Raw genomic sequence first — 23,524 nt, forward strand, 5'->3', positions numbered from 1 at the left:
CCTCACAGGGGTCTGAGGCGTCGCGCGGCGAAGCCGGCGAGCGCCGCGGTCAGCACGGCCCAGAGCGCGAGCGCGACGAGATCGCCGCGCGCATGGGAGAGCGCGAAGGAGACGGCCGGCGCGGCGTAATCGAAGGAGGGAATGCGCTCCCACATATCGCGTGACGCGACATAGGAAGCGTCGCCATAGCGCGCATTATGGATGAGGTCCTCGCTCGCCGCCGTCTGAATGCGGCGCCTGTGCGCCTCCGCCGCGGTGGCGAAATCATATTGATGCCAGGAATCCGTTCCCGAGAAGCTCGTCGAGAAGGGCTGCATGGCGAGCGCGGGGAAGAGAAAGCCCGGCGCCGCGCGCAGCCTGTCCTGCGCGTCGAAGGCGGCCTGCAGCGCGCCGAAATGCTTGTCGAAAATGACGAAGCCGTTCTCGTCGTCCTTGCGCAGCGCGAGGCCGCGGAAATTGACCGGCAGATCCTCTATGCGCGAGACGCCATATTGCGCCAGCACGCTGTCGCGAAAGGCGATGAAGCTCGGATGCGTCTCGTCATGGCCGAAGGTCTTGTTCTTGTCCTCGGCGATGGTGTTGCGGAACTCGAGCGCGGTGGGCAGCGGCGCGGCGCGCTTGGCGACATCGGTCATCACGCGCGGCGCGAGAAAACAATTGGCGAGCCAGAAGGCCAGCAGGAGCACCAGCGCCGTGCGCGTGGATTTGGCGAAAGCCGATACGCCGAGCGCGAGAAAAACGAAGCCAGCGAGATAGAGGCCGTAGCCGAAGGAGAGCGCCAGCAGACGCTCGAGCTGATCGGCGACGGAGAAATCATGATCGGCGAGGAAGAGCGTCGCCAGCACGGCAGCGGCGAAAGCCGGAATGAGCAGGACCGAAAGAGCGCCGAGCGCGGCGAGCGCCTTGCCGGCGAGAATATCGACCGGCGAGGCGCCGAGGCTCATCAGCTGGCGCAATGTGCCGCGCTCGCGCTCGCCGGCGAAACCGGCGAAGCCGAGCAGAACGGCGACGAGCGGCATGATCGTCTGCAGCATGAAAGCGAAGGAGAGGCCGCCGAGCCGCGCGCCGACGCCGGCGTCGCGCGCCGCGCGAAATTGCGCCTCGTTCTGCTTATGCGCCTCCAGCCAGACGGCCTCGCCGACATAGGCGTCGACGCCCGGATCGGCGAGCGCCAGCGGGCTCTGCGGCTTGAAGGCGTATTGGCCGAAATGCGCGGCGGCGTGCGGGTTCTTCGCGCCCTGTCCTGTCCACAGCGCGCGGTCGGTCGCGGCGGCGGCGGCGCGCTCGCGATCCAGCCGCATATGCTGCGCGGCGCCGAAAGCGAGCGCGCCGAGCATCAGCAGGAAGACGAGGCCGAACAGCCAGGCGAGGCGGCTGTCCCGGCGCAGCTCGGCCCATTCCTTGAGGGCGACCGCGCGGGCGACGCGCCAGCGGCCGGCGGGCGCCTGTGCGGCGCGCGCTTTCGCGACGACGATCTCGCTCATGCGGCCGCTCCTCTGAACTGCTCGAGATAGGCGCGCTCGAGGCCGAGATGATCGACGTCGTCGGCGCCGAAAACGGAGACGAGCCGTCCCGCCTGCATCACGCCGATGCGCGTGCCGCATTGCTTGGCCAGGAAGAGGTCGTGCGTGACCATCAATATGGCCATGCCCTGCTTGCGCAGCTTCTCGACCAGAGCGGCGAATTCATTGGCGGCGAGCGGGTCGAGGCCGGAGGTCGGCTCGTCGAGCAGCAGCGCCTGCGCGCGCCGCGCCAGAGCGACGGCGACGCCGACCTTCTGCCGCATGCCCTTGGAATAGCCGGAGACGCGCCGAAAGGCCGCCTCCTCCGCGAGCCCGGCCTCGCCGAGCAGGGCGAGCAATTCCGCCCGCGCGAGGCGCCGGCCGCCGGAAATCTCGGTGAAATATTCCAGATTCTCGAGCCCGCTGAGCGCGCCATAAAGCATCACCGTCTCAGGGATATAGGCGAGGCGCCGACGCGCCTCGAGCGGCTCGCGCGCCGAGTCGACGCCGCCGACGAGCGCCTGGCCGGAGGTCGGCGCGATGAAATTGAGGAAGAGATTGACGGTCGTCGTCTTGCCGGCGCCATTGGGGCCGAGCAGACAGAACGCCTCGCCGCCGGGAATATGCAGATTCAGCCGGTCGAGGGCGGGACGATCCGCCTTGCCCTCATATCTCTTGGTCAGCTCGCGCGCTTCCAACATGCGAAATCGCCTCCCGACGCCGAGGGCTGTTTTCGCAGCTTTCCGCGCATAGCGTGGGAAGTCGTCTCGAAGCGCCCGTCCGACCCGGCATCACATCGGCGCGCGCTCGAACGATACAACAACGCAGTCACGCCCGATCGGCTGTGCTGGCCTCTGTGCTGTCGTATGCAATTCGTGCGAGTTTTTCATGCTCGCTCACGGCTTGTCAATTGCTCCGCCACCGATAGCAGGACTCGGTAGCTCCTATGCAGCCGCGTCCTGCCCGCGCTCGTCGCGGGCATCCACGCCGAGACATTGCGAGAAGCGGGGAGAAGGCGTCGGCGTGTCGCTCGGTTTTCAGCTTTCCGAGCCGTCCCGGCGTGGATGGCCGCGACGAGCGCGGCCAGGACGCTGGAAAGCCATCGGCTCTCGCTAATATAAAAATTTTTATATTAGACGATCGAGGGCCGATAGCGCCTTTTTGACAATGCGTTATCGCACGAGGCTCACTTCTTCCCCGCAGCCGCGACCACATCCTCGAGCGAGCGCAGGCCCGTGGTCGGAGCGTTGACCAACACGGCCATATTGCCGGGGGCGTGCTCGTTCTTCCACATTTTGGTGTGGGCGTGCGGGATCTTCGCCCAGGGGAAGACTTCCGACAGGCAGGGATCGACGCGGCGGTCCACGACGAAGCGATTGGCCGCGGCCGCCTGCTTCAGATGCGCGAAATGCGAGCCCTGAATGCGCTTCTGACGCATCCACACATAGCGGGCGTCGAAGGTGAGGTTGAAGCCGGTCGTGCCGGCGCAGAACACCACCATGCCTCCGCGCTTCACCACCATGCAGGAGAGCGGGAAGGTCTGCTCGCCCGGATGCTCGAAGACGATGTCGACGTCTTTCTTGCCGGTGATGTCCCAGATCGCCTTGCCGAAATTGCGGGCCGCCTTGGACCAGTCGTTGAACTCCGGCGTGTTGACGGTCGGCAGCTGGCCCCAGCAGCCCTTGAAGTCCTTGCGGTTGATGACGCCCTTGGCGCCGAGCGAGAGCACATAGTCGCGCTTGCTCTCGTCCGAGATCACGCCGATGGCGTTGGCGCCGGCCGCCGCGCAGAGCTGCACGCCGAACACGCCGAGACCGCCCGAGGCGCCCCAGATGAGAACATTGTCGCTGGGCTTCAGCCGATGCGGCTCATGACCGAACAGCATGCGATAGGCGGTGGCGAGCGTCAGCGTATAAGAGGCCGACTCTTCCCAAGTGAGGTGCTTGGGGCGCTCCATGAGCTGGCGGTCCTGCACGCGGCAGAACTGCGCGAAGGAGCCGTCCGGCGTCTCATAGCCCCAGATGCGCTGCGAGGCGGAGAACATCGGGTCGCCGCCGTTGCACTCCTCGTCGTCGCCATCGTCCTGGTTGCAGTGGACGACGACCTCGTCGCCGACCTTCCAGCGCTTCACCTTGGAGCCGACGGCCCAGACGATGCCGGCGGCGTCGGAGCCGGCGATGTGATAAGGGAGCTTATGGACGTCGAGCACGGAGATCGGCTGGCCGAGCGCGGCCCAGACGCCATTGTAATTGACGCCCGCCGCCATCACCAGAACGAGCACGTCATGGCTGTCGAGCTCCCAGGTGGGAACCACCTCGAGCTGCATCGACTCCTCGGGCGGTCCGTGCCGCTCCTTGCGGACGACCCAGGCGTGCATCTTGGCGGGGACATGGCCGAGCGGCGGAATCTCGCCGATGTCGTAGAGGTCTTTCAGTGCGGTCAACGTCTGGCTCCTCGGGAACTCTCTTTCTTGGCCGGCGGCGGGCCGAGGCGGCCATTCATATACGGCCGGCTTTCGGCTGAACAGAGCGATATTGGGGAGGGGGCGGAGGCCGGGGAGCGTAGGCCGAGAGGCTCGAGAAGCCGAAACCATGTGGCGACGCCGACCTTGGTTTCCGAAAGACACTGCGCTAAATTGGTCATCTGGTTGGTCATGAGGCAAGAGATGAGCGCCGTCACCGTCGCGGAGGCCAAGGCCCATTTGAGCGAGATCGTCGCCCGCGCAGCGCAGGGCGAGACGGTTCAAGTCACCCGCCGCGGCAAGGCGATCGCCAAGATCGCGCCGCTCGACGAGCCGAAAAAGCGCGTCGACATCTCCCGCTTGCGGGCGCTCACCGACGCCATGCCGCCCGAGACGGAATCCGCCGGAGAATTCACGCGCCGGATGCGCGACGAGGACCGCTATTGACGCTCTATCTGGACACGTCACTGCTCGTCGCGGCGTTGACCAGAGAGGCGGAGACGGATCGCGTCCACTCCTGGCTCGGCGAGCAGACCGACGAGTTGGCGATCAGCGATTGGGTGGCGACGGAATTCTCTTCCGCTTTGTCGATCAAGCTGCGGAACCGCCAGATCGGACTTCCGCAGCGGGCCGAGGCGTTGGCGGAGTTCGCACGGCTCGCGTCCGCAAGCTTCCTGCTTCTGCCGATCGCCCCGCTTCACTTCCGAACCGCCGCCCATTTCTGCGGCCTGCACGCCCTCGGCCTGCGCGCCGGCGACGCGCTGCATCTCGCCCTCTGCGCATACCATGGCGCGAAGCTCTGCACGCTGGACCGCCGGCTCGCCGAGGCGGCTCCGGCGCTCGGCGTCGCCGTGCTGGCCCCGTGACCCTCACCCGAGCGCTTTTGCCTCGCCAGCGTCTTGTGTTATCGCAAGCTTCGGAGGGAGACCGAACACATGACCGAATCCGCTGCCCCGCGTCGCGACAAGCCCTGGCTGTTCCGCACCTATGCCGGCCATTCCACGGCCAAGGAGTCGAACCTTCTCTATCGCTCCAACCTCGCCAAGGGCCAGACGGGTCTCTCCATCGCCTTCGATCTGCCGACTCAGACCGGCTATGACAGCGATCACATTCTCTCGCGCGGCGAGGTCGGCAAGGTCGGCGTGCCGGTGTCGCATCTCGGCGACATGCGCACGCTGTTCGACGGCATTCCGATCGCGGATATGAACACGTCGATGACCATCAACGCCACCGCCGTCTGGCTGTTCGCGCTCTACATTGCGGCGGCGGACGAGCAAGGCGCGCCGCGTGGAAAACTGCAGGGCACGACGCAGAACGACATCATCAAGGAATATCTGTCGCGCGGCTCTTATGTGTTCCCGCCGGCGCAATCGCTGCGGCTGACGCAGGATCTCATCCTCTTCACCACGAAAGAGTGTCCGAAGTTCAACCCGATGAATGTCTGCTCCTATCATCTGCAGGAGGCCGGCGCGACGCCGGCGCAGGAGCTGGCCTATGCGCTCGCCACCGCTTGCGCCATTCTCGACGGGGTGAAGACCGCGGGCCTTTCGGAAAAGGATTTCGCCGAGGTCGTCGGCCGCATCTCCTTCTTCGTCAACGCCGGCATGCGCTTCGTCACCGAGCTGTGCAAGATGCGCGCTTTCGTCGAGCTGTGGGACGAGATCACCCGCGACCGCTATGGCGTCACGGACGAGAAATCCCGCCGCTTCCGCTATGGCGTGCAGGTGAATTCTCTCGGCCTCACCGAGCAGCAGCCGGAGAACAACGTCTATCGCATATTGATCGAGTCGCTGGCCGTCGTGCTGTCGAAGAATGCGCGCGCCCGCGCCGTGCAGCTGCCGGCGTGGAACGAGGCCCTCGGCCTGCCGCGTCCCTTCGATCAGCAATGGTCGCTGCGTATGCAGCAGATCATGGCCTATGAGACCGATCTGCTGGAATATGGCGATATTTTCGACGGCAATCCGGCCATCGCCAAAAAGGTCGCGGCGCTGAAGGAAGAGGCCGTCGCCGAGCTGACGAAGATCGACGAGCTGGGCGGCGCCGCCGCTGCGGTCGAGGCCGGCTATATGAAATCCAAGCTCGTCGAGAGCAACACCGCGCGGCTCGAGGCGATCGAGGCCGGCGAGCAGATCGTCGTCGGCGTCAATAAATTCACCGAGGGCGAGCCCTCGCCGCTCACCGCGGGCGACAATCAGATCATGGTCGTGCCCGAGCATGTCGAGGCCGAGCAGATCGCGCGTCTGAACGCCTGGCGCGCGCAGCGCGACGCCAAGGCCGCACAGGCGGCGCTCGACGGACTGGTGCGCGCGGCGAAGGAAGGCCGCAATATGGTAGAGCCCTCGATCGCCGCCGCCAAGGCCGGCGTCACGACGGGCGAATGGGGAACCGTGCTGCGCGGCGTGTTCGGCGAATATCGCGCGCCGACCGGCGTTTCCGCCACCGCGCGGCAGGTCGGCGGCCAGCTCGACTCGGTGCGCGAGGAGGTGCAGCGCGTCTCCACCAAGATCGGCCAGCGCGCCAAATTTCTGGTCGGCAAGCCGGGCCTCGACGGCCATTCCAACGGCGCCGAGCAGATCGCCGTGCGCGCCCGCGACGCCGGCTTCGACGTGATCTATGCCGGCATTCGCTCGACCCCGGCCGAGCTGGTCGAGACAGCGCAGAAGGAAGGCGCGCATTGCGTCGGCCTTTCGATCCTCTCCGGCTCGCATGTGACGCTCGCCCATGAGGTGCTGCGGCTGATGAAGGAAAAGGGCCTCAGTGACGTGCCGCTCGTCGTCGGCGGCATCATTCCACCGGCCGATGAGAAGCTCTTGCGCGAGAATGGCGTGGCCGCCGTCTACACGCCGAAGAACTATGATCTCAATGCGATCATGACCGATCTCGCGCAGATCATCGAGAAGAGCGTGGAAGGGCGAGCTTAAAGCCCCATGGGCGCTAGGATAAGGGGCTGACGGGGTATTTGAACTGCAATTTTCGTTTTCTTCGGGGTTCTGCGAGGAGGTGGTGGAATCTCGGGGAAGCGTCGAGCGTGAGGGGACCGAGGATCGCGGCGCGCAATATCGCGATAACGAACTTTTGCGCGCGCCATATCGACGGCGCGTAATGCGCCGCGAGCAGGTTTTCCGGGGGAAGAGTCCAGGAGGTCCTGGCTGCATTCGTCGGTGAGGATGGCGAGGATCAGATGGGCGTATGTCCAGCTGCGCCCGCCCTTTTCGGCTCGGCCGGCCTCTTGAAGGCGAGCTCGATCTGCCATCGCAAGCGATACAAGGCGAGCACGTCGGCGCCCAAGCGGCGGTCTGCCGCAGCGACATGCCGCCGGGACCTCGCGCCAAAGCCAACGAAAGCGGAGAAAAAGGGACGTACGCGAGAAGAGGTGGATCAGATCATTGCCTGGCTGACCGGCTATGATCCGCGCGAGTTGCGCGCTCGGCTGGAGGAGCAGACGGATTTCGAAACGTTCTTTGCGCTGGCGCCGCGGCTCGATCCGTCGCGCGTCGCGATCACGGGCATGATCTGCGGCGTCCGACTGGAGGATATTAGAAGCGCAGACCATGCGCGAAATCAGATATTTGGACAAACTCATCGACGAGCTCGCGCGTGGCGGGCCGATGGCGAAAATACTTCGAGAGACTTGATCGCGAGCGAAGCCGAGAGGCGGAGCTTGACAGCGGATTTCCGGATCAGTTATATAACCTTTTAGTTACATACATGGTAGGTAATTAATGCCCGACCCCCTCAGCGCCACCTTCGCCGCCCTGGCGGATCCGACGAGACGCGCCATACTCGCGCGGCTCGCTCAGGGCGAAGCCTCCGTCGGCCAACTGGCGGCTCCTTTTTCCATCAGCCAGCCGGCGGTCTCGAAGCATCTGAAGGTGCTCGAGCAGGCCGGCCTCATCACCCGCGGCCGCGCCGCCCAATCGCGTCCCTGCAAGCTGGACGCGGCGCGGCTCCGCGACGTTTCCGATTGGCTCGAGACCTATCGGCGCTTCTGGGACGAGAGCTTCGACCGGCTCGACGCCTATCTCGCCGAATTGCAGAAGGGCGACCCCGATGCTCAAAAGAATTGACGACGCCATCCCGCCGCTGACGATCACGCGGCGCTTCTCCGCGCCGCCGGCGCTGCTCTTCGACGCTTGGCTCGATCCGAAGGCCGTTGGCGGCTGGCTGTTCCGTACGCCGAATGGCCAATCCGCGCATGTCGAGATCGACTCGCGCATCGGCGGCGGCTACGCCATCCACGAGCAGCGCGGCGAGAATCTCGCGACGCATTTCGGCGAATATATCGAGATCGAACGCCCGAGCCGTCTCGTCTTCACTCTCGGAATGCAACGCGAAGGCCCGTCCACGCGGATCGAGATCGACATTCGTCCCGACGGCGCCGGCAGCCTCTTGACGCTGACGCACCATATGACGGCGGAAGCGGCCGCCAAATCCTTCGCCATCCGTTCCGGCTGGACCGGAATTCTCGAGGGCCTCGCGCGCCAGGCCGGCGAGAGCGACACGCCGCATCGGCTCATTCTGCTGCGCACATTCGAGGCGCCACGCGCGCTCGTTTTCAAATGCTGGACGGAGCCGCAGCATATGATGCGCTGGCTCTGCCCCGCGACATTCACCGTGCTCTTCGCCGAGAATGATCTGCGCATCGGCGGCAAATGGCGCGCCGGGATGCGCTCGCCCGAGGGCGAGGAGTTCATTCATCATGGCGAATATCTCGAGATCGACGCGCCCGCGCGGCTCGTGATGACGCATGAATGGGAGCGCAATCATCTCGAGCCGAAAGCGCTGACGACGATCGAGTTGGAGCTCACGGAGCAGGGCGGGAAGACCGAGATGATCTTCGTGCAGCGCGGCCTCGCCACCGCCGAGTCCGCCGCCTCGCACGGCCATGGCTGGACCGGCGCATTCGATCAGCTCGGCGCCCTCGCGCGCGAGCTGGCGACAAGCGATCATTGAGGAGGCGTCATGTCCGACGATGCTCGCATTTCAGTCCCTTCGGACGTTCCGGAGATTTCCGGGACGCGTCTCTTCGAAGCGCCACGCCCGCTGGTTTTCGACGCTTTCGCCGCGCCGGATCGGCTGGCGCGATGGTTCGGGCCGAAGGGTTTTTCGCTCACGACGCAAGCTTTCGAATTCGCGCCGGGCGGCGTCTGGCGCTTCGTCATGCACGGCCCGGACGGGCGCGATTATGAGAATAAGATCGTCTTTTGCGAAATCCTGCGGCCGGAGCGCATCGCCTATTTTCATCCCGGCGATGACGAGAATGTCGAGCCCGTGCGGATGGAGACGATCATCGCCCTCTCTCAGGAAGGCGAGAAGACGCGCATCGATTGGCGTATGCGCTTTCCTTCCCTCGCCGAGCGCGATCGCGTCGTGCGCGACTATGGCGCCGCGACAGGCCTCGCCGAAAATCTCGGACGTCTCGGCGATTTCATCGAGGAATCGGCAGGTCCCGTCTTCGTCACGTCACGCCGCTTCGCCGCCTCACGCGAGCTCTTGTGGAAGGCGTTCGCGGAGCCGGAGCGCATGGCGCAATGGTTCGGGCCGAAGGGCGTTCCGGTCATCGCCTTGCAAATGGATTTTCGTCCCGGCGGCTCCTATCATTATGGGCTGCGGACGCAGGACGGCGGCGCCATATGGGGCCTCTTCGAATATCGCGAGATCGAAGCGCCGACGCGCATCGTGCTCGTCGACTCTTTTTCCGATGAAGACCGCGGACTCACGCGCCATCCGCTCAGCGAGACCTGGCCGCTGAAGGTGGAGACGACCTTTCTCCTCGCGGATACGGAAAGCGGCGGCTCCGAGTTGACGCTGCGCGCGCGGCCCTTCGAGGCTAGCGCGGAAGAGATCACGACCTTCGCCGCCACGCTCGACGCCCAGGGGAATGGCTGGGCCGGAACACTCGAGCAGCTCGACGCCTATCTCGCGCAGGACTGACCGAGCCCCGCCATTTTTCAAAAAAAGGAGCATCCAATGACGATCAAGCCTTATCTTTTCTTCTCGGGCCGCGCCGACGAAGCCATTACTTTCTACCGGCAAGCGCTCGGCGCCGAGGTGAATTTCCTGCTGCGCTTCGACGAGAGCCCCGAGCCGCCGCCGCCCGGCGCGCTCGCGCCCGATTGGGGCAAGAAGATCATGCATTCCTGCCTTCGGATCGGCGATTCGGAAATTTTCCTGTCGGATGGATGCGGAACGGGTCCTTCCGGCTTCAACGGATTCGGCGTCTCGCTCGAGGCGAAGAGCGTGGCGGAGGCCGAGCGCATGTTCGGCGCGCTCGCCGATGGCGGCGAAGCGCGAATGCCCTTGGGCGAGACGTTTTTCGCCGCCACCTTCGGCATGGCGGTCGATCGCTTCGGCGTGCTCTGGATGATCATCGTCCCGAAGTGAAAAAGGTGCGGGACGGTTGACGAAGCGCTTTGCGCGGACATGATCTCCTCCCACGAAACGAGCGCCCGTCCGCGACGCTCGCTGGGAGAAACATGATGTCGATTCAACCCTATCTGATCTTCGACGGCCGCGCCGAAGAAGCCGCCGCCTTTTATGAGAAGGCGCTCGGCGCGCAGATACAGATGCTGATGCGCTACAAGGACAGCCCTTTGCCCCAGCCGGAGGAAATGCTGCCGCCGGGCTGGAGCGCCAAGGTCATGCATATGGCGCTGAAGATCGGCGACACGATCGTCTTCGGCTCGGACGGCGACGGCGAGGAGACCGGCTTCAAGGGCTTCTCGCTGTCCTATAGCGCGAAGACGCAAGAGGAGGCCGAACGCGTCTTCGCAGCGCTCGCCGAGGGCGGCGAGACGAAGATGCGCTTGACCAGAACTTTCTTCTCACCCGCGTTCGGAATGCTCACCGACCGCTTCGGCGTGCCCTGGATGGTGGTGCTGCCGCAATGACGGCGCGCGGCGCTCTTTCGCTCGCGAGCGGGAGCGCCGCTCCGCTTTTTTTCGAGGTTCGACATGTTGGAAATCATCGGCGCCGGCGTCGCCGTCATCATCGCCGCAATTCTCGTCCTGGCCGCGCGCCAGCCGGACGTCTGCCATATCGCGCGCTCCATCTTCATCGCCGCGCCGCCGGAGCGAATATTTCCGCTGATCGACGATCCGCGCGCGAGCAATGAATGGAGTCCTTTCGTGAAGGATCCGAGTGTGAAGCTCTCCTACGCCGGGCCGGAACGCGGCGTCGGCGCGGCCTGCGATTTCGAAGGCAATGCGAAGGTCGGCGCGGGGCGAGTCGAGATCGTCGAGTCCGTCGCGCCGTCGAAAGTGGTCGTCACATTACGCCTGGATCGGCCGATGAAATGCAGCAATCGCGTCGAATTCACCATTGCGCCGCAGAATGGCGGCTCGCTCGTCACCTGGGACATGAAAGGGCGCCAGCCCTTCCTCGGCAAGCTGTTCAGCCTCGTCATGCGGCCGGAAAAAATGGTCGGCGGCGCTTTCGAGCAAGGTCTCGGCGATCTCAAGCGCCTCGTCGAGACGGCTCGCGACGAGGCGGCGCCGACAGCGTGATGATGCGATGTCGAGAGAGGAGCCTTCGGCCGCGCCTCAATTGCGCCCGAAGGTCTCGTCGAAAGAATAGCCGGTGCCGCGCACAGTGCGGATCGGGTCCTTCTCGCGGCCGCGGATGATCGCCTTGCGCAGACGGCCGACATGGACGTCCACGGTGCGCTCGTCGATCTCCGCCGACAGCCCCCAGACGCTGTCGAGCAATTGCGCGCGCGAGAAGACGCGGCCGGGCTTCTCCATCAGATATTCCAGCAGGCGGAACTCCGTCGGGCCGAGATGAATCTCGCGGCCGCCGCGCTTCACCCGCCGCGTCTCGCGGTCGAGGTCTATGTCGCCGGCGACGAGCCGCGTCGCCACGCGCTCCGGCCGCGCGCGGCGCAGCAGAGCGTGAACGCGCGCCATCAGCTCCGGCGTGGAGAAGGGCTTCACCACATAATCATCGGCGCCCACCGAGAGACCGCGCACGCGCTCGTTCTCGTCGCCGCGCGCGGTGAGCATGATGATCGGCATTGTGCGCGTGTCGTCGCGCGCGCGCAGCCGCCGGCAGATTTCCAAGCCGGAAACGCCGGGCAGCATCCAGTCGAGAATGACGAGATCGGGCACGGATTCGGCGAGGCGGATTTCCGCCTCGTCGCCGCGCTCGACATGTTCGACCTGGAAGCCTTCCGATTCGAGATTATAGGCGAGCAACAATGCGAGGGCCGCCTCGTCTTCCACGACGAGAATTCGCGGCGCCCGATCGTGCGGCGTCTCGCGCGGCGTTGCGACGCGAATCTCGTTCATTGCGAGGGCTCATCCGTTTCCATGCTGGGGGAGATGCTGGACGACTTGCCCTTGGGGCGGTCGGTCGGCATCGACTCGCCAGTGACGAGATAGACGATCGTCTCGGCGATATTGGTGGTGTGATCGCCGATCCGCTCTATATTCTTCGAGCAGAAGAGCAGATGCGTGCAGAAGGAGATGTTGCGCGGATCCTCCATCATGAAGGTGAGGAGATCGCGGAACACCGAATCTTCCAGCGCGTCGAGCTCGCTGTCATTGGTCCACACGGCGCGGGCGCGCTCGACGTCGCGCTGGGCGTAGGCGTCGAGCACGTCCTTCAATTGCATGGCGGCCACTTCCGCCATCGTCTTGAGGCCGATGATGGCGCGCGGCACGCGCGCCTCGGAGAGGATTTTCACCGTGCGCTTGGCGATGCTCTTGGCGAGATCGCCGACGCGCTCGAGATCGGCGGCGATGCGCATCGCGGCGATGCATTCGCGCAGATCGATGGCGAGCGGCTGACGCCGCGCGATGGTGAGGATGGCGTTCTCCTCTATCTCCCGCTGCAGCGCGTCGAGGCGCTGATCGGTGGCGACGACGCGATGGGCGAGCTCGATGTCGAAATTGGCGAGCGCATCCATGGCTTCGGCGAGCATTTTCTCGGCGATGCCTCCCATCTCGGCGATACGGCGGCCGAGCACTTCGAGGTCGCGGTCATAGGAGCTGACGATATGTTCGCTCATGTCTCATAATCCTCGTGCGCGATCGCGCTCAGCCGAAGCGGCCGGTGATATAGTCCTGGGTCTTCTTGTTCTGCGGCGCGGTGAACAGATTGTTCGTCTCGCCGAATTCGACGAGATCGCCGAGATACATGAAGGCGGTGTAATCGGAGACGCGCGCCGCCTGCTGCATATTGTGGGTGACGATGGCGATCGTGTAGCGCTCCGACAATTCGTCGATGAGCTCCTCGATCTTCGCCGTCGAGATCGGGTCCAGCGCCGAGCAGGGCTCGTCGAACAGGATCACCTCCGGCTGAATGGCGACGGTGCGCGCGATGCACAGGCGCTGCTGCTGGCCGCCCGAGAGGCCGAGGCCGCTCGAATTCAGCTTGTCGCGCACTTCGTCCCACAGCGCCGCGCCACGCAGCGCCGCCTCGACGCGGCCGTCGAGCTCGCTGCGCGACAGCTTCTCATAGAGGCGAATGCCGAAGGCGATATTGTCGTAGATCGACATGGGGAAGGGCGTCGGCTTCTGGAACACCATGCCGACGCGCGAGCGCAACAGGTTGAGGTCGATGCTCGGGTCGAGGATGTTCTCGCCGTCGAGCAGCACCTCGCCCTCGGCGCGCTGCCGCGGATAGAGGTCGTACATGCGGTTCAATATGCGCAGCAGAGTCGATTTGCCGCAGCCGGACGGGCCGATGAAGGCCGTCACCTTATTGGTGTAGAGCGGCAGCGAGATCGATTTCAGCGCTTTCGACGACCCATAATAGAAATCCAGATCGCGAACCGAGACTTTGGTCGGAATGGAGGCTTCGACAACCGGCATGGCGGTCATTTTTGTGTTCCCTGGCTGCTGAGCGCGCGCGCGGTGATAGAGAGCAGAAGGACGGCGACGGTGACGAGCAGAGCGCCGGTCCAGGCGAGCTGCTGCCAATCATTGTAGGGCGAGAGCGCGAATTGGAAGATGACGACGGGCAGGCTGGAGACCGGCGCGTTGAGGTCGGTGCTCCAGAACTGATTGTTGAGCGAGGTGAAGAGCAGCGGCGCCGTCTCGCCGGAGACGCGGGCCACGGCCAGCAGCACACCGGTGACGATGCCGGATTTCGCGGCGCGATAGGCGACGCGCATCAGCATATGGGAGCGCGGCAGGCCGAGCGCCGCCGCCGCCTCGCGCAGCGGGCTCGGCACCAGCAGCAGCATGTCCTCCGTCGTGCGCACGACGACCGGCACCACCAGCACGGCGAGCGCCAGAGCGCCGGCTATGCCGGAGAAATGTCCGACGCGGGCCACCACCACCGTATAGACGAAGAGGCCGATGACGATGGAGGGCGCGCTGAGCAGAATGTCGTTGATGAAGCGCACCACGGTGGCGAGCTTCGAGTAGCGGCCATATTCGGCCATGAAGGTGCCGGCGAGCATTCCGAGCGGCGTGCCGAGCAGCACGCCGATCACCGTCATCACCAGCGAGCCGGCGATGGCGTTGAGCAGACCGCCGCTGGAGCCGGGCGGCGGCGTCATTTCGGTGAAGACGGCCGGCGTCAGGCCGCGGGCGCCTTCATAGATCAGCGCGCCGAGGATCAGCACCAGCCAGGCGAGACCGAAAATCGTGCCGGTCCAGCACAGAGTGGTCGCGAGCGCATTGGTGCGTCGGCGGGAGGAATAGAGGGACAAAGGTCAGGCTCCCGATTTCTGCTCGATGCGCATCAGCATGAAGCGCGCCGCCGCCAGAACGAAGAAAGTGATGACGAAGAGGATGAGGCCGAGCTCGATCAGCGCCGACGTATAGAGATCGCCGACCGCCTCGGTGAATTCATTGGCGATGGTCGCCGAGATCGTCGTGCCCGGCGCGAGCAGAGAGCTCGACACTTTGTGCGCATTGCCGATCACGAAGGTGACGGCCATCGTCTCGCCGAGCGCGCGGCCGAGGCCGAGCATCACGCCGCCGATGACGCCGACGCGCGTGTAGGGAATGACGACATAGCGCATCACTTCCCATGTCGTGCAGCCGACGCCCGAGGCCGCCTCCTTCAGCACCGGAGGCACGGTGTCGAACACGTCGCGCGAGATGGAGGTGATGAAGGGCAGCACCATGATGGCGAGGATGAAGCCCGCGGTCAGCATTCCGATGCCATAGGGCGGGCCGGCGAAGAGGCTCGACAGCACGGGAATGTCGCCGGTGAGCGAGATCAGCGCCGGCTGCACATGCTGCTGCAGGAAGGGGGCGAGCACGAACAGTCCCCAGATGCCGTAGATGATCGAGGGAATGCCGGCGAGCAGCTCGATGGCGACGCCGATCGGCCGGCGCAGCGCATGGGGGCAGAGCTCGGTGAGGAAAATGGCGATGCCGAGGCCGAGCGGCACGGCGATGACCATGGCGATGGTCGAGGTCACCACAGTGCCGTAGATGGGCGCGACGGCGCCGAATTTCTCGGTGACGGGATTCCAGGATTCCGTCGTCAAAAACCCGAGGCCGAAGGCCTGTATGGCCGGAATCGAGCCATAGATGAGCGAGAAGATCACGCCGCCGAGGATCAAGAGAACGAGGATCGCCGCGGCGCGCGTCAAATTATGAAAAAAGAAGTCGAACAGGGCCATGCGGCCGAGCACTTTCCTGCGGTCGACTTCGGCGGCGCGGGGCGTCGCATCTACGATTGCTAGGTCGGACACGCTATTATCTCTCGTTTGGCGGTTGAAGCCGGCTTCCATCGCGCGCTCCCGAAGGCGGATTTTTTATGTGAGGTCATAGCGCAGGTCTCGGGAGAACTCACCGCGTCGAGAGGCTCCGCGTCGAAAAGAAGCGGACGGAGCCAGGTCTCGGGCAGGTCGTCTTGCGCCATTCACCAACCTGCGATTCTCGCGCGTCTCGCGTCGAGCGGCGACGCCGGCGAAATGGTCTTTCGCCGGCGCGCAGAGATATTTTAGTTCGACGCCAGCGGCTTGCCGCTCGCATCCTTCACATTGGCGGCCCAGCTCTTCTTGATCAGAGCCACGACATTGGCCGGCAGCGGGATATAGTCGAGTTCCTCGGCCGCCTTGGCGCCCTTGGCGAAGGCCCAGCCGAAGAATTTCAGCGCCTCGGCCGCGGCCGCCGTATCCTGCGGCGCCTTGGGCAGCAGAATGAAGGTGGCGGCGGTGATCGGCCAGGACTGCGCGCCCGGCTGGTCGGTGAGGATCTGATAGAAGCCCGGCGCATTGGCCCAATCGGCGTTGGACGCCGCGGCCTGGAAGGTCGGCGTCGTCGGGGCGACCGTCTTGCCGTCCTTGTTGACCAGCTTGGTGTAAGTCAGCTTGTTCTGCTTGGCGTAGGCGTATTCGACATAGCCGACGGCGCCCTTGGTGTTGGCGACATTGTTGGCCACGCCCTCATTGCCCTTGGCGCCGATGCCGACCGGCCATTCGACCGAGGCGTTCTCGCCCACCTTGCTCTTCCAGTCCGGGCTGACCTTGGAGAGATAGTTGGTGAAGTTGAAGGTCGTGCCCGATCCGTCCGAACGATGCACCACGGCGATCGCCGCCGCGGGGAGCTTGGCCTTCGGATTGAGCTTCTTGATCGCGGCGTCGTCCCAGCTCTTGATCTCGCCGAGGAAGATGGACGCGAGCGTCTTGCCGTCGAGGACGAGCTCGCCGGAGGCGACGCCGTCCAGATTGACGACCGGCACGATGCCGCCGATCACCTGCGGCCATTGGGTGAGGCCGGCGGCCTCGAGGTCCTCGGCCTTCAGCGGCTGGTCGGAGGCGCCGAAGGTCACGGTGCGGGCCTTGATCTGCTTGATGCCGCCGCCCGAGCCGATCGACTGATAATTGAGGCCGTTGCCGGTCTCTTTCTTATAGCTGTCCGCCCATTTGGCGTAGATCGGATAGGGGAAAGTGGCGCCGGCGCCGGAAATGTCGATCGCAAAGGCGGCTCCGGCCGTCGCGACGGCCAGGGTCGTCGCCAGAGCGACACGATGGAGAACTTTGGAAAGCATGTCGGTCTCTTTCGAGCTCGAGGTTCACTGTGTCGGCGCGCAGCGAGCGCCCCAGCGAGGCGCACACTAGGGCCGCGCGACGAGGGTTTTACGACAGCTGAATGACCATCACATGACATGCGATCATGTTGTTATTATTATATTAATCGTCGCACCTCAGGCGCTGTCGGCTTTTTCTGGCTCGATCAATGGCAAAAATACGCGAAAAGTGGCGCCTTTCCCTGGCGCGGAATCTATGGCGAGCCTGCCGCGGTGGCGAGCCACGATATGCTTGACTATGGCGAGCCCGAGGCCGGTGCCGCCCTTGGCGCGACTCTTGCCGGCGTCGACGCGATAGAAGCGTTCGGTGAGGCGCGGCAGATGCTCCGGCGCTATGCCCGGCCCATGGTCGCGCACCGAGAAGACGGCGGAGGCGCCGAGCGGGGAGAGCGAGATCTCCACCGGCCCGGACCCGTATTTGATCGCATTTTCGATGAGATTTTCGGCGACGCGGGCGAGTTCGTCGCGATCGCCCGGAACGACGACCTGGCTCGTCATGTCGACTTTCAGCTCGATCCCGCCATCCTCCGCCATGGGCGCGAGCGTATCGACGATATGGGCGACGACAATGCCGAGGTCGACCGGCGTGTCCGGGCGCAGATGCAGATGCTGCTCGATGCGCGAGAGGGAGAGCAGATCGTCGACGAGGCGCGACATGCGCTGCGCCTGCTCGCGCATGATGGAGAGGAAGCGGTCGCGCGCTTTGTCGTCGTCGCGCGCCGGCCCCTGCAGCGTCTCCACGAAGCCGAGCAGCGAGGCGAGCGGCGTGCGCAATTCATGGCTGGCGTTGGCGACGAAATCGACGCGCATCCGCTCGACGCGGCGCGATTCGGTCAAATCGCGCAGGCTCACCACGGCGGCGTTCTCATAGCCTTCGAGGCGCAAAGGCGCGATATGCACCTCGAACCAGCATTCCACCGGCAGGCGCTCGAGCCAGATGACCTTCTCCGGCTGGCCGCCGCGCAGCACGCGATCCAGCGCGTCGAGCACGTCGGGCGAGCGCAGGCTGCGCGCCAGCGGATCATTGGGCCGCAAGGATGGGAGCACGGAGCGCGCGGCGCTGTTGGAGGCGACGATGCGCGCCTCCGAATCGATCACGAAGACCGCCTCCGGCAGAGCGTCGATGACGAGGCCGAGCAGCGCTTCGCCCTGATAGCGTCGGCGTAGATCGGGCATTGATCCTCTCGGTCGAAATCAATCGCGACCGAAAGCGAGCCCGAAGGCTCGCGGTCCGGAGCGCGCATTGGACCGCGAGCCTTCGGGCTCGCATCGGAAACGGGCGGTTGCAAGAAGGATCACTCGCGCGCCTCCAATATGCGGGCGATGGTCTCGCGCAGGCTGTTCCAGCGCCGCGAGCCTTCGTCCGCCCCCAGAAGCGCCAGCGCGAAGATGAAGGGCAGGAAATAATAGATGATGCGGAACAGCAGGAGCGAGGCCAGCAGGCTCTCCTGCGAATGCGACGGCAGCGCGTTCAGCATCGTCGCCTCGAAAACGCCTATGCCGCCCGGCGCATGGCTGATGACGCCGAGAATGCAGGCGAAGACATAGACCGAGACGAAGGTGAGAAAGTCGAGATCGACGTCCCGCGGCAGCAGCGCATAGAGCGCGGCGGCGGCGCAGCAGAGATCGGCTATGCCGAGCAGCGTCTGGCCGCCGGTGGGCAGGAGTCCCGGCAGCTGAAAGAAATGGCCGCGCAGCCGCACCTGTCGCGGGCGGAGCGAGACCCAGACGAAATAATAGCCGACGCCTGCGCAGATCGCGAGGCCGAGGCCGAAGTTGAGGAAGGCCGGAAGCTTGTCGATGGCCCCGAGCTCGCCGGCGCGGGCCATGAGGCCGAAACCGACGAAGGAGGTCATGCCGAGCCAGAAAGTGACGCCGGCGATGACGGTGATGTTGGCGACCTGCACGGCGGTGACGCCGACGCGGGCATAGATCCAATAACGGACCGCTGCGGCGGTGACGACGGGAAAGCCGAGATTGAACGAAAAAGCATAGCTCGCGAAAGAGGCGAGCGCGGCGATGCGATAGCGCACGCGCAGCCGTAGCTGGCGCAGCGCCAGCGCGTCATAGCCGGTGAGCGCGAGATAGGAGAGCGCGGTGAACAGCAGAGCCGCGAAAATCTGCTCCGCGCTCATCGCCGCTATCGCGCCGCGGACGTCGGAGAATTTGACGCTCGAGATCGCGCTCGCCAAAGCGAAGCCCGCCAGCGCGAAAACGGCGAGGCTGGCGACGCCGCCGAGAACTTTGCCGAGGCTCGGCGCGATGTAGCGCCGCGCCGTCGACAAGAAGCCCGGTCCGGCGCCCTGGTCGGAATTCGCCGTCTCTTCGGCCGGCGCGACGACGCCCGTCTCATCGAGTTCGCTGTCTGACCGCTTCAATTTCGCTTTGTCCTCGAGACGTCTTCGAATATGCGCGGAATAGGCTTCGATACGACGTCGGGCGGCGGAGTTCAAAGGCGACCGGCGGGCCTCGCGGCGTCCGTTCATAGGTTTTCCAGATCCTGTGTTGCAGCCGCCCGCGAGGGCGACCCGGATGAAGCGCCGCCGCAGAGCCCGCCCTTCCGTCTCCTTCATGCGGGTGTCGCAGGAAAACGTCGCGGGGAGAGCATGGTTCGGTTTCGTCTCGAAGCGTGACGATAAGATGACGCGTGGCCCGAGAACAAGCCGTCAGAAGAGGCCGTGCACGAACCAGCGCGGCGACGGGCTCTCGCGGCCGAAAAGCCCCTCGCGAAACAGCCAGAAGCGACCGCCTTCCCGATCTTCTACGTAGAAATAGTCGCGCGTGGCGGCGTCTTCCGGCGCGCTCCACCATTGCGGCGCGATGCGCTCCGGCCCCTCATAGGCCGCGAGCTCGTGCAGCAGCCGCCGCCAGCGGAAGCGCAGCGGCGGCCCGTCGGGCGTGAGCGCCACCGCTTCGATCGGCTCCGGCCGCTCGAACAACCGCAAAGGCCGCGCCGGAACGCCTTCACGAAGATAGAGCGGCGGCGCGGCTTCCGCCGCCGCGGGGGCGGAACCGGAGGCGGGCCGCAGCGCGACGGCGAGCTCTGGAATATGCGAGGCCTGCGGATAGGCCCGCAGCACGCGGCGGGGGCCGAGCCGCGCGCCGAGGCGATCGACGAGATCGTCCAGCCGCGCGTCATGCGCATTTTCCCGCCCGGCCAGGCCGAGATCCGCCTGCGGCGCATCGCAGCGCTCGACGCGCCCGGCGCCGAGCCGCAGCACGTCATATCCATAGCCCGTGTCGAGCCCCTCCTCCGCCAGCACGGCGAGGCGCTCGCGCAGCAGCAGAGCGATCGTCCCGGGATCGCGCAGCGGCCGGCTGGTCCCCGTTTCTATATGCGCGACGGCGCCGTCGACGCGGTAGAAGACCGCCGTCAGCTCGCGCGCGCCGACGCCATGGCGCTCCATCAGCAGGCACAGTTCTCGGGCAAGGCCGTGAAGGGTGCGCTCTATGTCCTCCTGCCGCGTGAGCCCTTCGGGAAAGCGGCGCTCGGCCATGAAATCCGGGGCCTCGAAACGCGGCGAGATCGGCTCGCGGCGGCGGCAGGCGATGGCGTCGAGCCGCGCCATGGCCTCCGCCCCGAGCCTTGCCGTGAGCGGCGCGCGCGGCCGCGCCAGCAAATCGCCGAGGCTGCGCAGCCCGGCGTGATCGAGCCTGTGGCGGGCCGTCGCGGCGAGATCGAGCGCGGCGATGGGCAAGCCGGCGGCGATCGCCTCCAGTTCCTCCGCGGTCGTCCCCTCCGCCACATGGCGCCGGCGGGAAAAACGCGCCAGCGCCCGCGCCAGCGCCGGGCCGGGCGCGATCGCTCCTCTGGCCGCAAAGCCCTGGGCGGCGAGGCGGCGCTCGACCTCCGCCAGCAGCGCCGCCTCGCCGCCGAAGAGATGCGCCGCCCCCGAAATATCCAGGAGCAGCCCGTTCGGCGGATCGGCCGCGGCGAGCGGGGTGAAGCGGCGGCACCAATCGGCGATCCGTCCCAGCAGCTCGGCGTCGGCCCGCGGGTCGGCCTCGGCCAGCCGCAAGGCGGGGCGCATGGCGCGCGCGTCGGCCACCGCCATGCCGGGGGCGAGCCCGCCTTTTTCGGCGCGCGCGTCGACGGCGGTCAGCCGCTCGGCGCCGCCGAGCTCGGCCCAGACGGCGAAGGGCGCCTCCGCCTCATCGGGCGTGGGTGCGTTTTTGCGCGCGAGCCGGTCGGTCGACAGGCGCGGCAGGAACACGGCGAGGCAGCGCATGGAAAGGCCACTCATGGAACTCGGCCTCCTGATGGTCGAAAACGATGTCGCGCCAGGCCTGCGGGTCGAAGGCGCCGACGAGGCCGCGCGCCTTGACGACGCGCAGACGAAAAGCGAGCGGGCCGGGCAGGGGCCGCGGCGCGCCCTCGGCCCGGGGAGGCGGCGCGCCGGCGGCGATCTCGAAGCGCGCCTCGGCGGCGCTGGCGAGCCTTTGCGCGACGCCAGCCGCGCGCGGCAGCAGCAGCAGGCCGGCGCAGTCGCCGCGGCGGGCGGCGAGCGCCAGCCGGCGCGAGGCGGCGAGGTCATAGGCGCCCGCATCGGCCCAGCTCTCGGCCCAGCTCTCGGCGATGACGACGGCGGCGCCACTTTTCAGCGCCTCCTCCATGGCCCAGAGCGTCTCGCGCGGACGGTGCGTGCGCGCCAGCACCAGAAGCTCCGGCGGCAGGCCCGCCGCCTGCAGGCCCCGCCCATAGGGCAGGCCGAGCTCGCGGGCCGCCATATCCTCGGCGATCCAGACGATCCCGCCTTGTGGCCGCAGGCGCAGCCGGCGCAGCGCCAGAGCGAAGGCGAAGCCGGCCGCCGCCGCCGCGTCGGTCGGCCGCGCCGGCAGCGCCTCGCGCAGGCCGCCGCGGCCGGGATCGAACAGGCGCGACAGCCCCTCGTCCCGCGACGCCGGAACGGGCGCGGGCGCGCCGCCCGCTTCCAGCGCGGCGATCCGACGACGCAAAAAAACAATGCGTTCCGATGAGTCGCTGCGCGACATCGGGTCCCCGATCTCCAGATTGTTGCCTATTTGTTCTCATGCTGACTCCGCTGAGGGGAAGAGTCAAGCGGGGTGATCAGTGTCTCAATTCGTCGTTTTGCCTTATCCTCGCCTATTCAAATTCTGCTATTGACTCGCTATCAAAAGCGGTTCGTCAGTTCCCGAATCGTATGATAAACTATGAACAGAGAGTTATCTCAGTTTTGAAAAATCCGTAAGGGATTTAGGTATGTGTGGAAACTCTCAACAAGAGGAACGGCTCCACCCCCTCAAAAAGGCGGTGTGGCGCTGTCGAGGATGATGCATTCGTCGTTAGCAATAGCAAATGAATTTCTGTCCCGGGCCAAAGAGGAGCGCCGGCCGCTAACGCATATGCAATTGCAAAAGCTCGTCTATCTCGCGCACGGATGGAATCTGGCCGTAAATGGAAGAGAATTAATCGAAGATGAGTTCGAGGCCTGGGAATTTGGTCCGGTCATCCGCAAATTGTACAACGCGCTCACCAAGTATGGAAAAAATCCTATAACTCATTTGATCAGGTGGGGGGATGACACGCCGTTCATATATGATGACGATGGTATCGCAAGAGCTGAGTTATTGCCTGAAGAGGCTGCTGTCGTAGCGAAAGTGTGGAGCGAGTACAAAGGCTTTGAAGCATTCAAGCTATCGGCGCTCACGCATGCCAAAGGTAGTCCTTGGGAGAATATTTACGAAAAAGGAAAAAATAAGGTTATAAATAAGTATGATATCTGGGATTACTTTGCAGACCTCGCAAACGCCATATAGGCTGCCCGTATCGCTGGACAAGATCAAGGCGGGGGTTGCCCCCGTCGAAGGAAAGCTGTCTGAAGATCCTCAAGATATTATGGAGCGGCGCGCTCTCGATAACAGAGAGCGGAGGGCAAATATTAATCTTGTTGAGCAGACAAACAGAGATCGGCGGGTTAATCGAAAGCTGAGATGGCGGTATGCCAGTTGGGTGTTTTGCTATCTGGTGTCTTACTCTGTAGCTGTATTTTTGATTCTAGTCTGCTTTGGACTTGGATATATGAAGATTCCCGAGGTCGTGCTTTCCGCTCTCGTCGGCAGCACGGCAGTGTCAGCAATCGGCCTAGTCGGATTTGTCGTGAGCGGGCTATTTAAGAGCTGAGCCGAACCCTATTCCGCGGCGGCTCGCTAGCGCGCCCAACGGCTCAAAACAAACACGCTTACCTCTCCCCGGGGGAAACCCCGCCGGGGAGGGCCGCTCATATCGCCGACTATCTGGTCGCGTCTGGCGTCACGCGGGGACGCAAGTGTCGGGAACCGGACAAACCTCGGCGCAATGCGGAGACTCGCCGTCGCATTCCGTGCACTTCTTGGGGTCGATGATATAGGTGTCGCCCTTCATGCGAATGGCGGCGGTCGGACAGTCGAACTCGCAGGCGCCGCAGACGGTGCATTGCGACGCGATAATCTTCAAGGCCATAATACTCTCCCCGATCGTTTTGGGACGCGGCGCCCGCGAAACGGCGCCGCGCGTCTCGACGCGACAGATGGGGGTAAGCAAGAATCGTTTCAATTTACCGCGGGCCGC

24 protein-coding genes and 1 pseudogene are annotated in these 23,524 nt (G+C 65.1%); 11 read left to right on the top strand and 14 right to left on the bottom strand.

Annotated elements, in window-relative coordinates; genetic code table 11:
- Nucleotides 1-2: 2 nt before the first annotated feature.
- The 3 genes from KP010_RS07390 to ccrA all read right to left on the bottom strand — a co-directional run bounded on the left by KP010_RS07390 (nucleotide 3) and on the right by ccrA (nucleotide 3,945).
- Entirely contained in the window at nucleotides 3-1,484 is a 1,482-nt protein-coding gene (locus KP010_RS07390; protein WP_142862618.1) for an ABC transporter permease subunit, read from the bottom strand.
- Nucleotides 1,481-2,203, bottom strand: coding sequence for an ABC transporter ATP-binding protein (locus tag KP010_RS07395; protein WP_142862617.1), 723 nt, complete (start codon nucleotides 2,201-2,203; stop codon nucleotides 1,481-1,483). Before KP010_RS07395 ends, KP010_RS07390 begins: the two co-directional genes overlap by 4 nt.
- A 485-nt stretch (nucleotides 2,204-2,688) precedes the next feature.
- Nucleotides 2,689-3,945, bottom strand: a complete 1,257-nt coding sequence (ccrA, locus tag KP010_RS07400; RefSeq protein ID WP_142862616.1) for a crotonyl-CoA carboxylase/reductase — start codon at nucleotides 3,943-3,945, stop codon at nucleotides 2,689-2,691.
- Nucleotides 3,946-4,167: 222 nt separating this feature from the next.
- Between ccrA and KP010_RS07405 the strand changes: the two genes are divergently transcribed.
- From KP010_RS07405 to KP010_RS07450, 10 genes and pseudogenes are all read left to right on the top strand, one after another.
- Complete coding sequence (locus KP010_RS07405; protein WP_142862615.1) at nucleotides 4,168-4,410, top strand: type II toxin-antitoxin system Phd/YefM family antitoxin; 243 nt, start codon at nucleotides 4,168-4,170, stop codon at nucleotides 4,408-4,410.
- Nucleotides 4,407-4,829 (top strand): type II toxin-antitoxin system VapC family toxin, encoded by a 423-nt coding sequence (locus KP010_RS07410; protein WP_142862614.1) that lies wholly within the window; start codon nucleotides 4,407-4,409, stop codon nucleotides 4,827-4,829. Before KP010_RS07405 ends, KP010_RS07410 begins: the two co-directional genes overlap by 4 nt.
- A 69-nt stretch (nucleotides 4,830-4,898) precedes the next feature.
- The gene (locus KP010_RS07415; protein ID WP_142862613.1) at nucleotides 4,899-6,884 is read left to right on the top strand and encodes a protein meaA; all 1,986 of its coding nucleotides are present in this window, start codon (nucleotides 4,899-4,901) and stop codon (nucleotides 6,882-6,884) included.
- Nucleotides 6,885-7,303: 419 nt separating this feature from the next.
- A pseudogene (locus KP010_RS22705) lies at nucleotides 7,304-7,598 on the top strand (DUF2200 domain-containing protein); the annotation flags it as partial.
- Between the two features lie 87 nt (nucleotides 7,599-7,685).
- Complete coding sequence (locus KP010_RS07425; RefSeq protein WP_142862612.1) at nucleotides 7,686-8,030, top strand: helix-turn-helix transcriptional regulator; 345 nt, start codon at nucleotides 7,686-7,688, stop codon at nucleotides 8,028-8,030.
- Entirely contained in the window at nucleotides 8,014-8,916 is a 903-nt protein-coding gene (locus tag KP010_RS07430; protein ID WP_142862611.1) for an SRPBCC domain-containing protein, read from the top strand. The genes KP010_RS07425 and KP010_RS07430 overlap by 17 nt, the downstream gene beginning before the upstream one ends.
- 9 nt (nucleotides 8,917-8,925) lie before the next feature.
- Complete coding sequence (locus tag KP010_RS22710; RefSeq protein ID WP_246659806.1) at nucleotides 8,926-9,897, top strand: SRPBCC family protein; 972 nt, start codon at nucleotides 8,926-8,928, stop codon at nucleotides 9,895-9,897.
- A gap of 36 nt (nucleotides 9,898-9,933) precedes the next feature.
- Complete coding sequence (locus KP010_RS07440) at nucleotides 9,934-10,347, top strand: VOC family protein (RefSeq protein ID WP_142862610.1); 414 nt, start codon at nucleotides 9,934-9,936, stop codon at nucleotides 10,345-10,347.
- 92 nt (nucleotides 10,348-10,439) lie between these two features.
- Entirely contained in the window at nucleotides 10,440-10,853 is a 414-nt protein-coding gene (locus KP010_RS07445) for a VOC family protein (protein WP_370464692.1), read from the top strand.
- Between the two features lie 63 nt (nucleotides 10,854-10,916).
- On the top strand, nucleotides 10,917-11,468 hold the full coding sequence (locus tag KP010_RS07450) for an SRPBCC family protein (protein WP_142862609.1): 552 nt from the start codon (nucleotides 10,917-10,919) through the stop codon (nucleotides 11,466-11,468).
- Between the two features lie 36 nt (nucleotides 11,469-11,504).
- On the opposite strand, the gene phoB is transcribed toward KP010_RS07450, so the two are convergent.
- The 10 genes from phoB to KP010_RS07500 form a co-directional block, all read right to left on the bottom strand.
- The gene (phoB, locus tag KP010_RS07455; protein ID WP_108915765.1) at nucleotides 11,505-12,248 is read right to left on the bottom strand and encodes a phosphate regulon transcriptional regulator PhoB; all 744 of its coding nucleotides are present in this window, start codon (nucleotides 12,246-12,248) and stop codon (nucleotides 11,505-11,507) included.
- Nucleotides 12,245-12,970 (bottom strand): phosphate signaling complex protein PhoU, encoded by a 726-nt coding sequence (gene phoU, locus KP010_RS07460; protein WP_142862608.1) that lies wholly within the window; start codon nucleotides 12,968-12,970, stop codon nucleotides 12,245-12,247. The genes phoB and phoU overlap by 4 nt, the downstream gene beginning before the upstream one ends.
- A gap of 28 nt (nucleotides 12,971-12,998) precedes the next feature.
- A complete protein-coding gene (pstB, locus tag KP010_RS07465) occupies nucleotides 12,999-13,784 on the bottom strand; it encodes a phosphate ABC transporter ATP-binding protein PstB (RefSeq protein ID WP_108915767.1) in 786 nt (261 codons plus the stop codon).
- Nucleotides 13,781-14,620, bottom strand: coding sequence for a phosphate ABC transporter permease PstA (gene pstA, locus KP010_RS07470; RefSeq protein ID WP_216280712.1), 840 nt, complete (start codon nucleotides 14,618-14,620; stop codon nucleotides 13,781-13,783). Before pstA ends, pstB begins: the two co-directional genes overlap by 4 nt.
- Nucleotides 14,621-14,623: 3 nt before the next feature.
- A complete protein-coding gene (gene pstC / locus KP010_RS07475) occupies nucleotides 14,624-15,544 on the bottom strand; it encodes a phosphate ABC transporter permease subunit PstC (RefSeq protein ID WP_246659811.1) in 921 nt (306 codons plus the stop codon).
- A gap of 323 nt (nucleotides 15,545-15,867) precedes the next feature.
- Entirely contained in the window at nucleotides 15,868-16,917 is a 1,050-nt protein-coding gene (pstS, locus tag KP010_RS07480) for a phosphate ABC transporter substrate-binding protein PstS (RefSeq protein WP_142862607.1), read from the bottom strand.
- 156 nt (nucleotides 16,918-17,073) lie between these two features.
- Nucleotides 17,074-18,132 (bottom strand): ATP-binding protein, encoded by a 1,059-nt coding sequence (locus KP010_RS07485; protein WP_142862606.1) that lies wholly within the window; start codon nucleotides 18,130-18,132, stop codon nucleotides 17,074-17,076.
- Nucleotides 18,133-18,251: 119 nt separating this feature from the next.
- Nucleotides 18,252-19,442, bottom strand: coding sequence for a lysylphosphatidylglycerol synthase domain-containing protein (locus tag KP010_RS07490; protein WP_142862602.1), 1,191 nt, complete (start codon nucleotides 19,440-19,442; stop codon nucleotides 18,252-18,254).
- Between the two features lie 180 nt (nucleotides 19,443-19,622).
- Nucleotides 19,623-21,200 carry a DNA polymerase Y family protein gene (locus KP010_RS07495; RefSeq protein WP_246659804.1) on the bottom strand — a complete coding sequence of 526 codons (1,578 nt, stop codon included), beginning with the start codon at nucleotides 21,198-21,200 and terminating at the stop codon, nucleotides 19,623-19,625.
- On the bottom strand, nucleotides 21,109-21,948 hold the full coding sequence (locus KP010_RS07500; RefSeq protein ID WP_142862601.1) for a hypothetical protein: 840 nt from the start codon (nucleotides 21,946-21,948) through the stop codon (nucleotides 21,109-21,111). Before KP010_RS07500 ends, KP010_RS07495 begins: the two co-directional genes overlap by 92 nt.
- 231 nt (nucleotides 21,949-22,179) lie before the next feature.
- On the opposite strand from KP010_RS07500, the gene KP010_RS07505 reads away from it, so the two are divergent.
- Nucleotides 22,180-22,734 carry a Panacea domain-containing protein gene (locus KP010_RS07505; protein ID WP_142862600.1) on the top strand — a complete coding sequence of 185 codons (555 nt, stop codon included), beginning with the start codon at nucleotides 22,180-22,182 and terminating at the stop codon, nucleotides 22,732-22,734.
- A gap of 493 nt (nucleotides 22,735-23,227) precedes the next feature.
- Here the strand turns inward: KP010_RS07505 and KP010_RS07510 are convergent, their stop codons facing one another.
- The gene (locus tag KP010_RS07510; RefSeq protein WP_018267040.1) at nucleotides 23,228-23,416 is read right to left on the bottom strand and encodes a 4Fe-4S dicluster domain-containing protein; all 189 of its coding nucleotides are present in this window, start codon (nucleotides 23,414-23,416) and stop codon (nucleotides 23,228-23,230) included.
- Nucleotides 23,417-23,524 lie beyond the last annotated feature (108 nt).

The sequence above is a fragment of the Methylosinus sp. KRF6 genome, from assembly GCF_018887255.1.
GTDB classification, from domain to species: domain Bacteria; phylum Pseudomonadota; class Alphaproteobacteria; order Rhizobiales; family Beijerinckiaceae; genus Methylosinus; species Methylosinus sporium.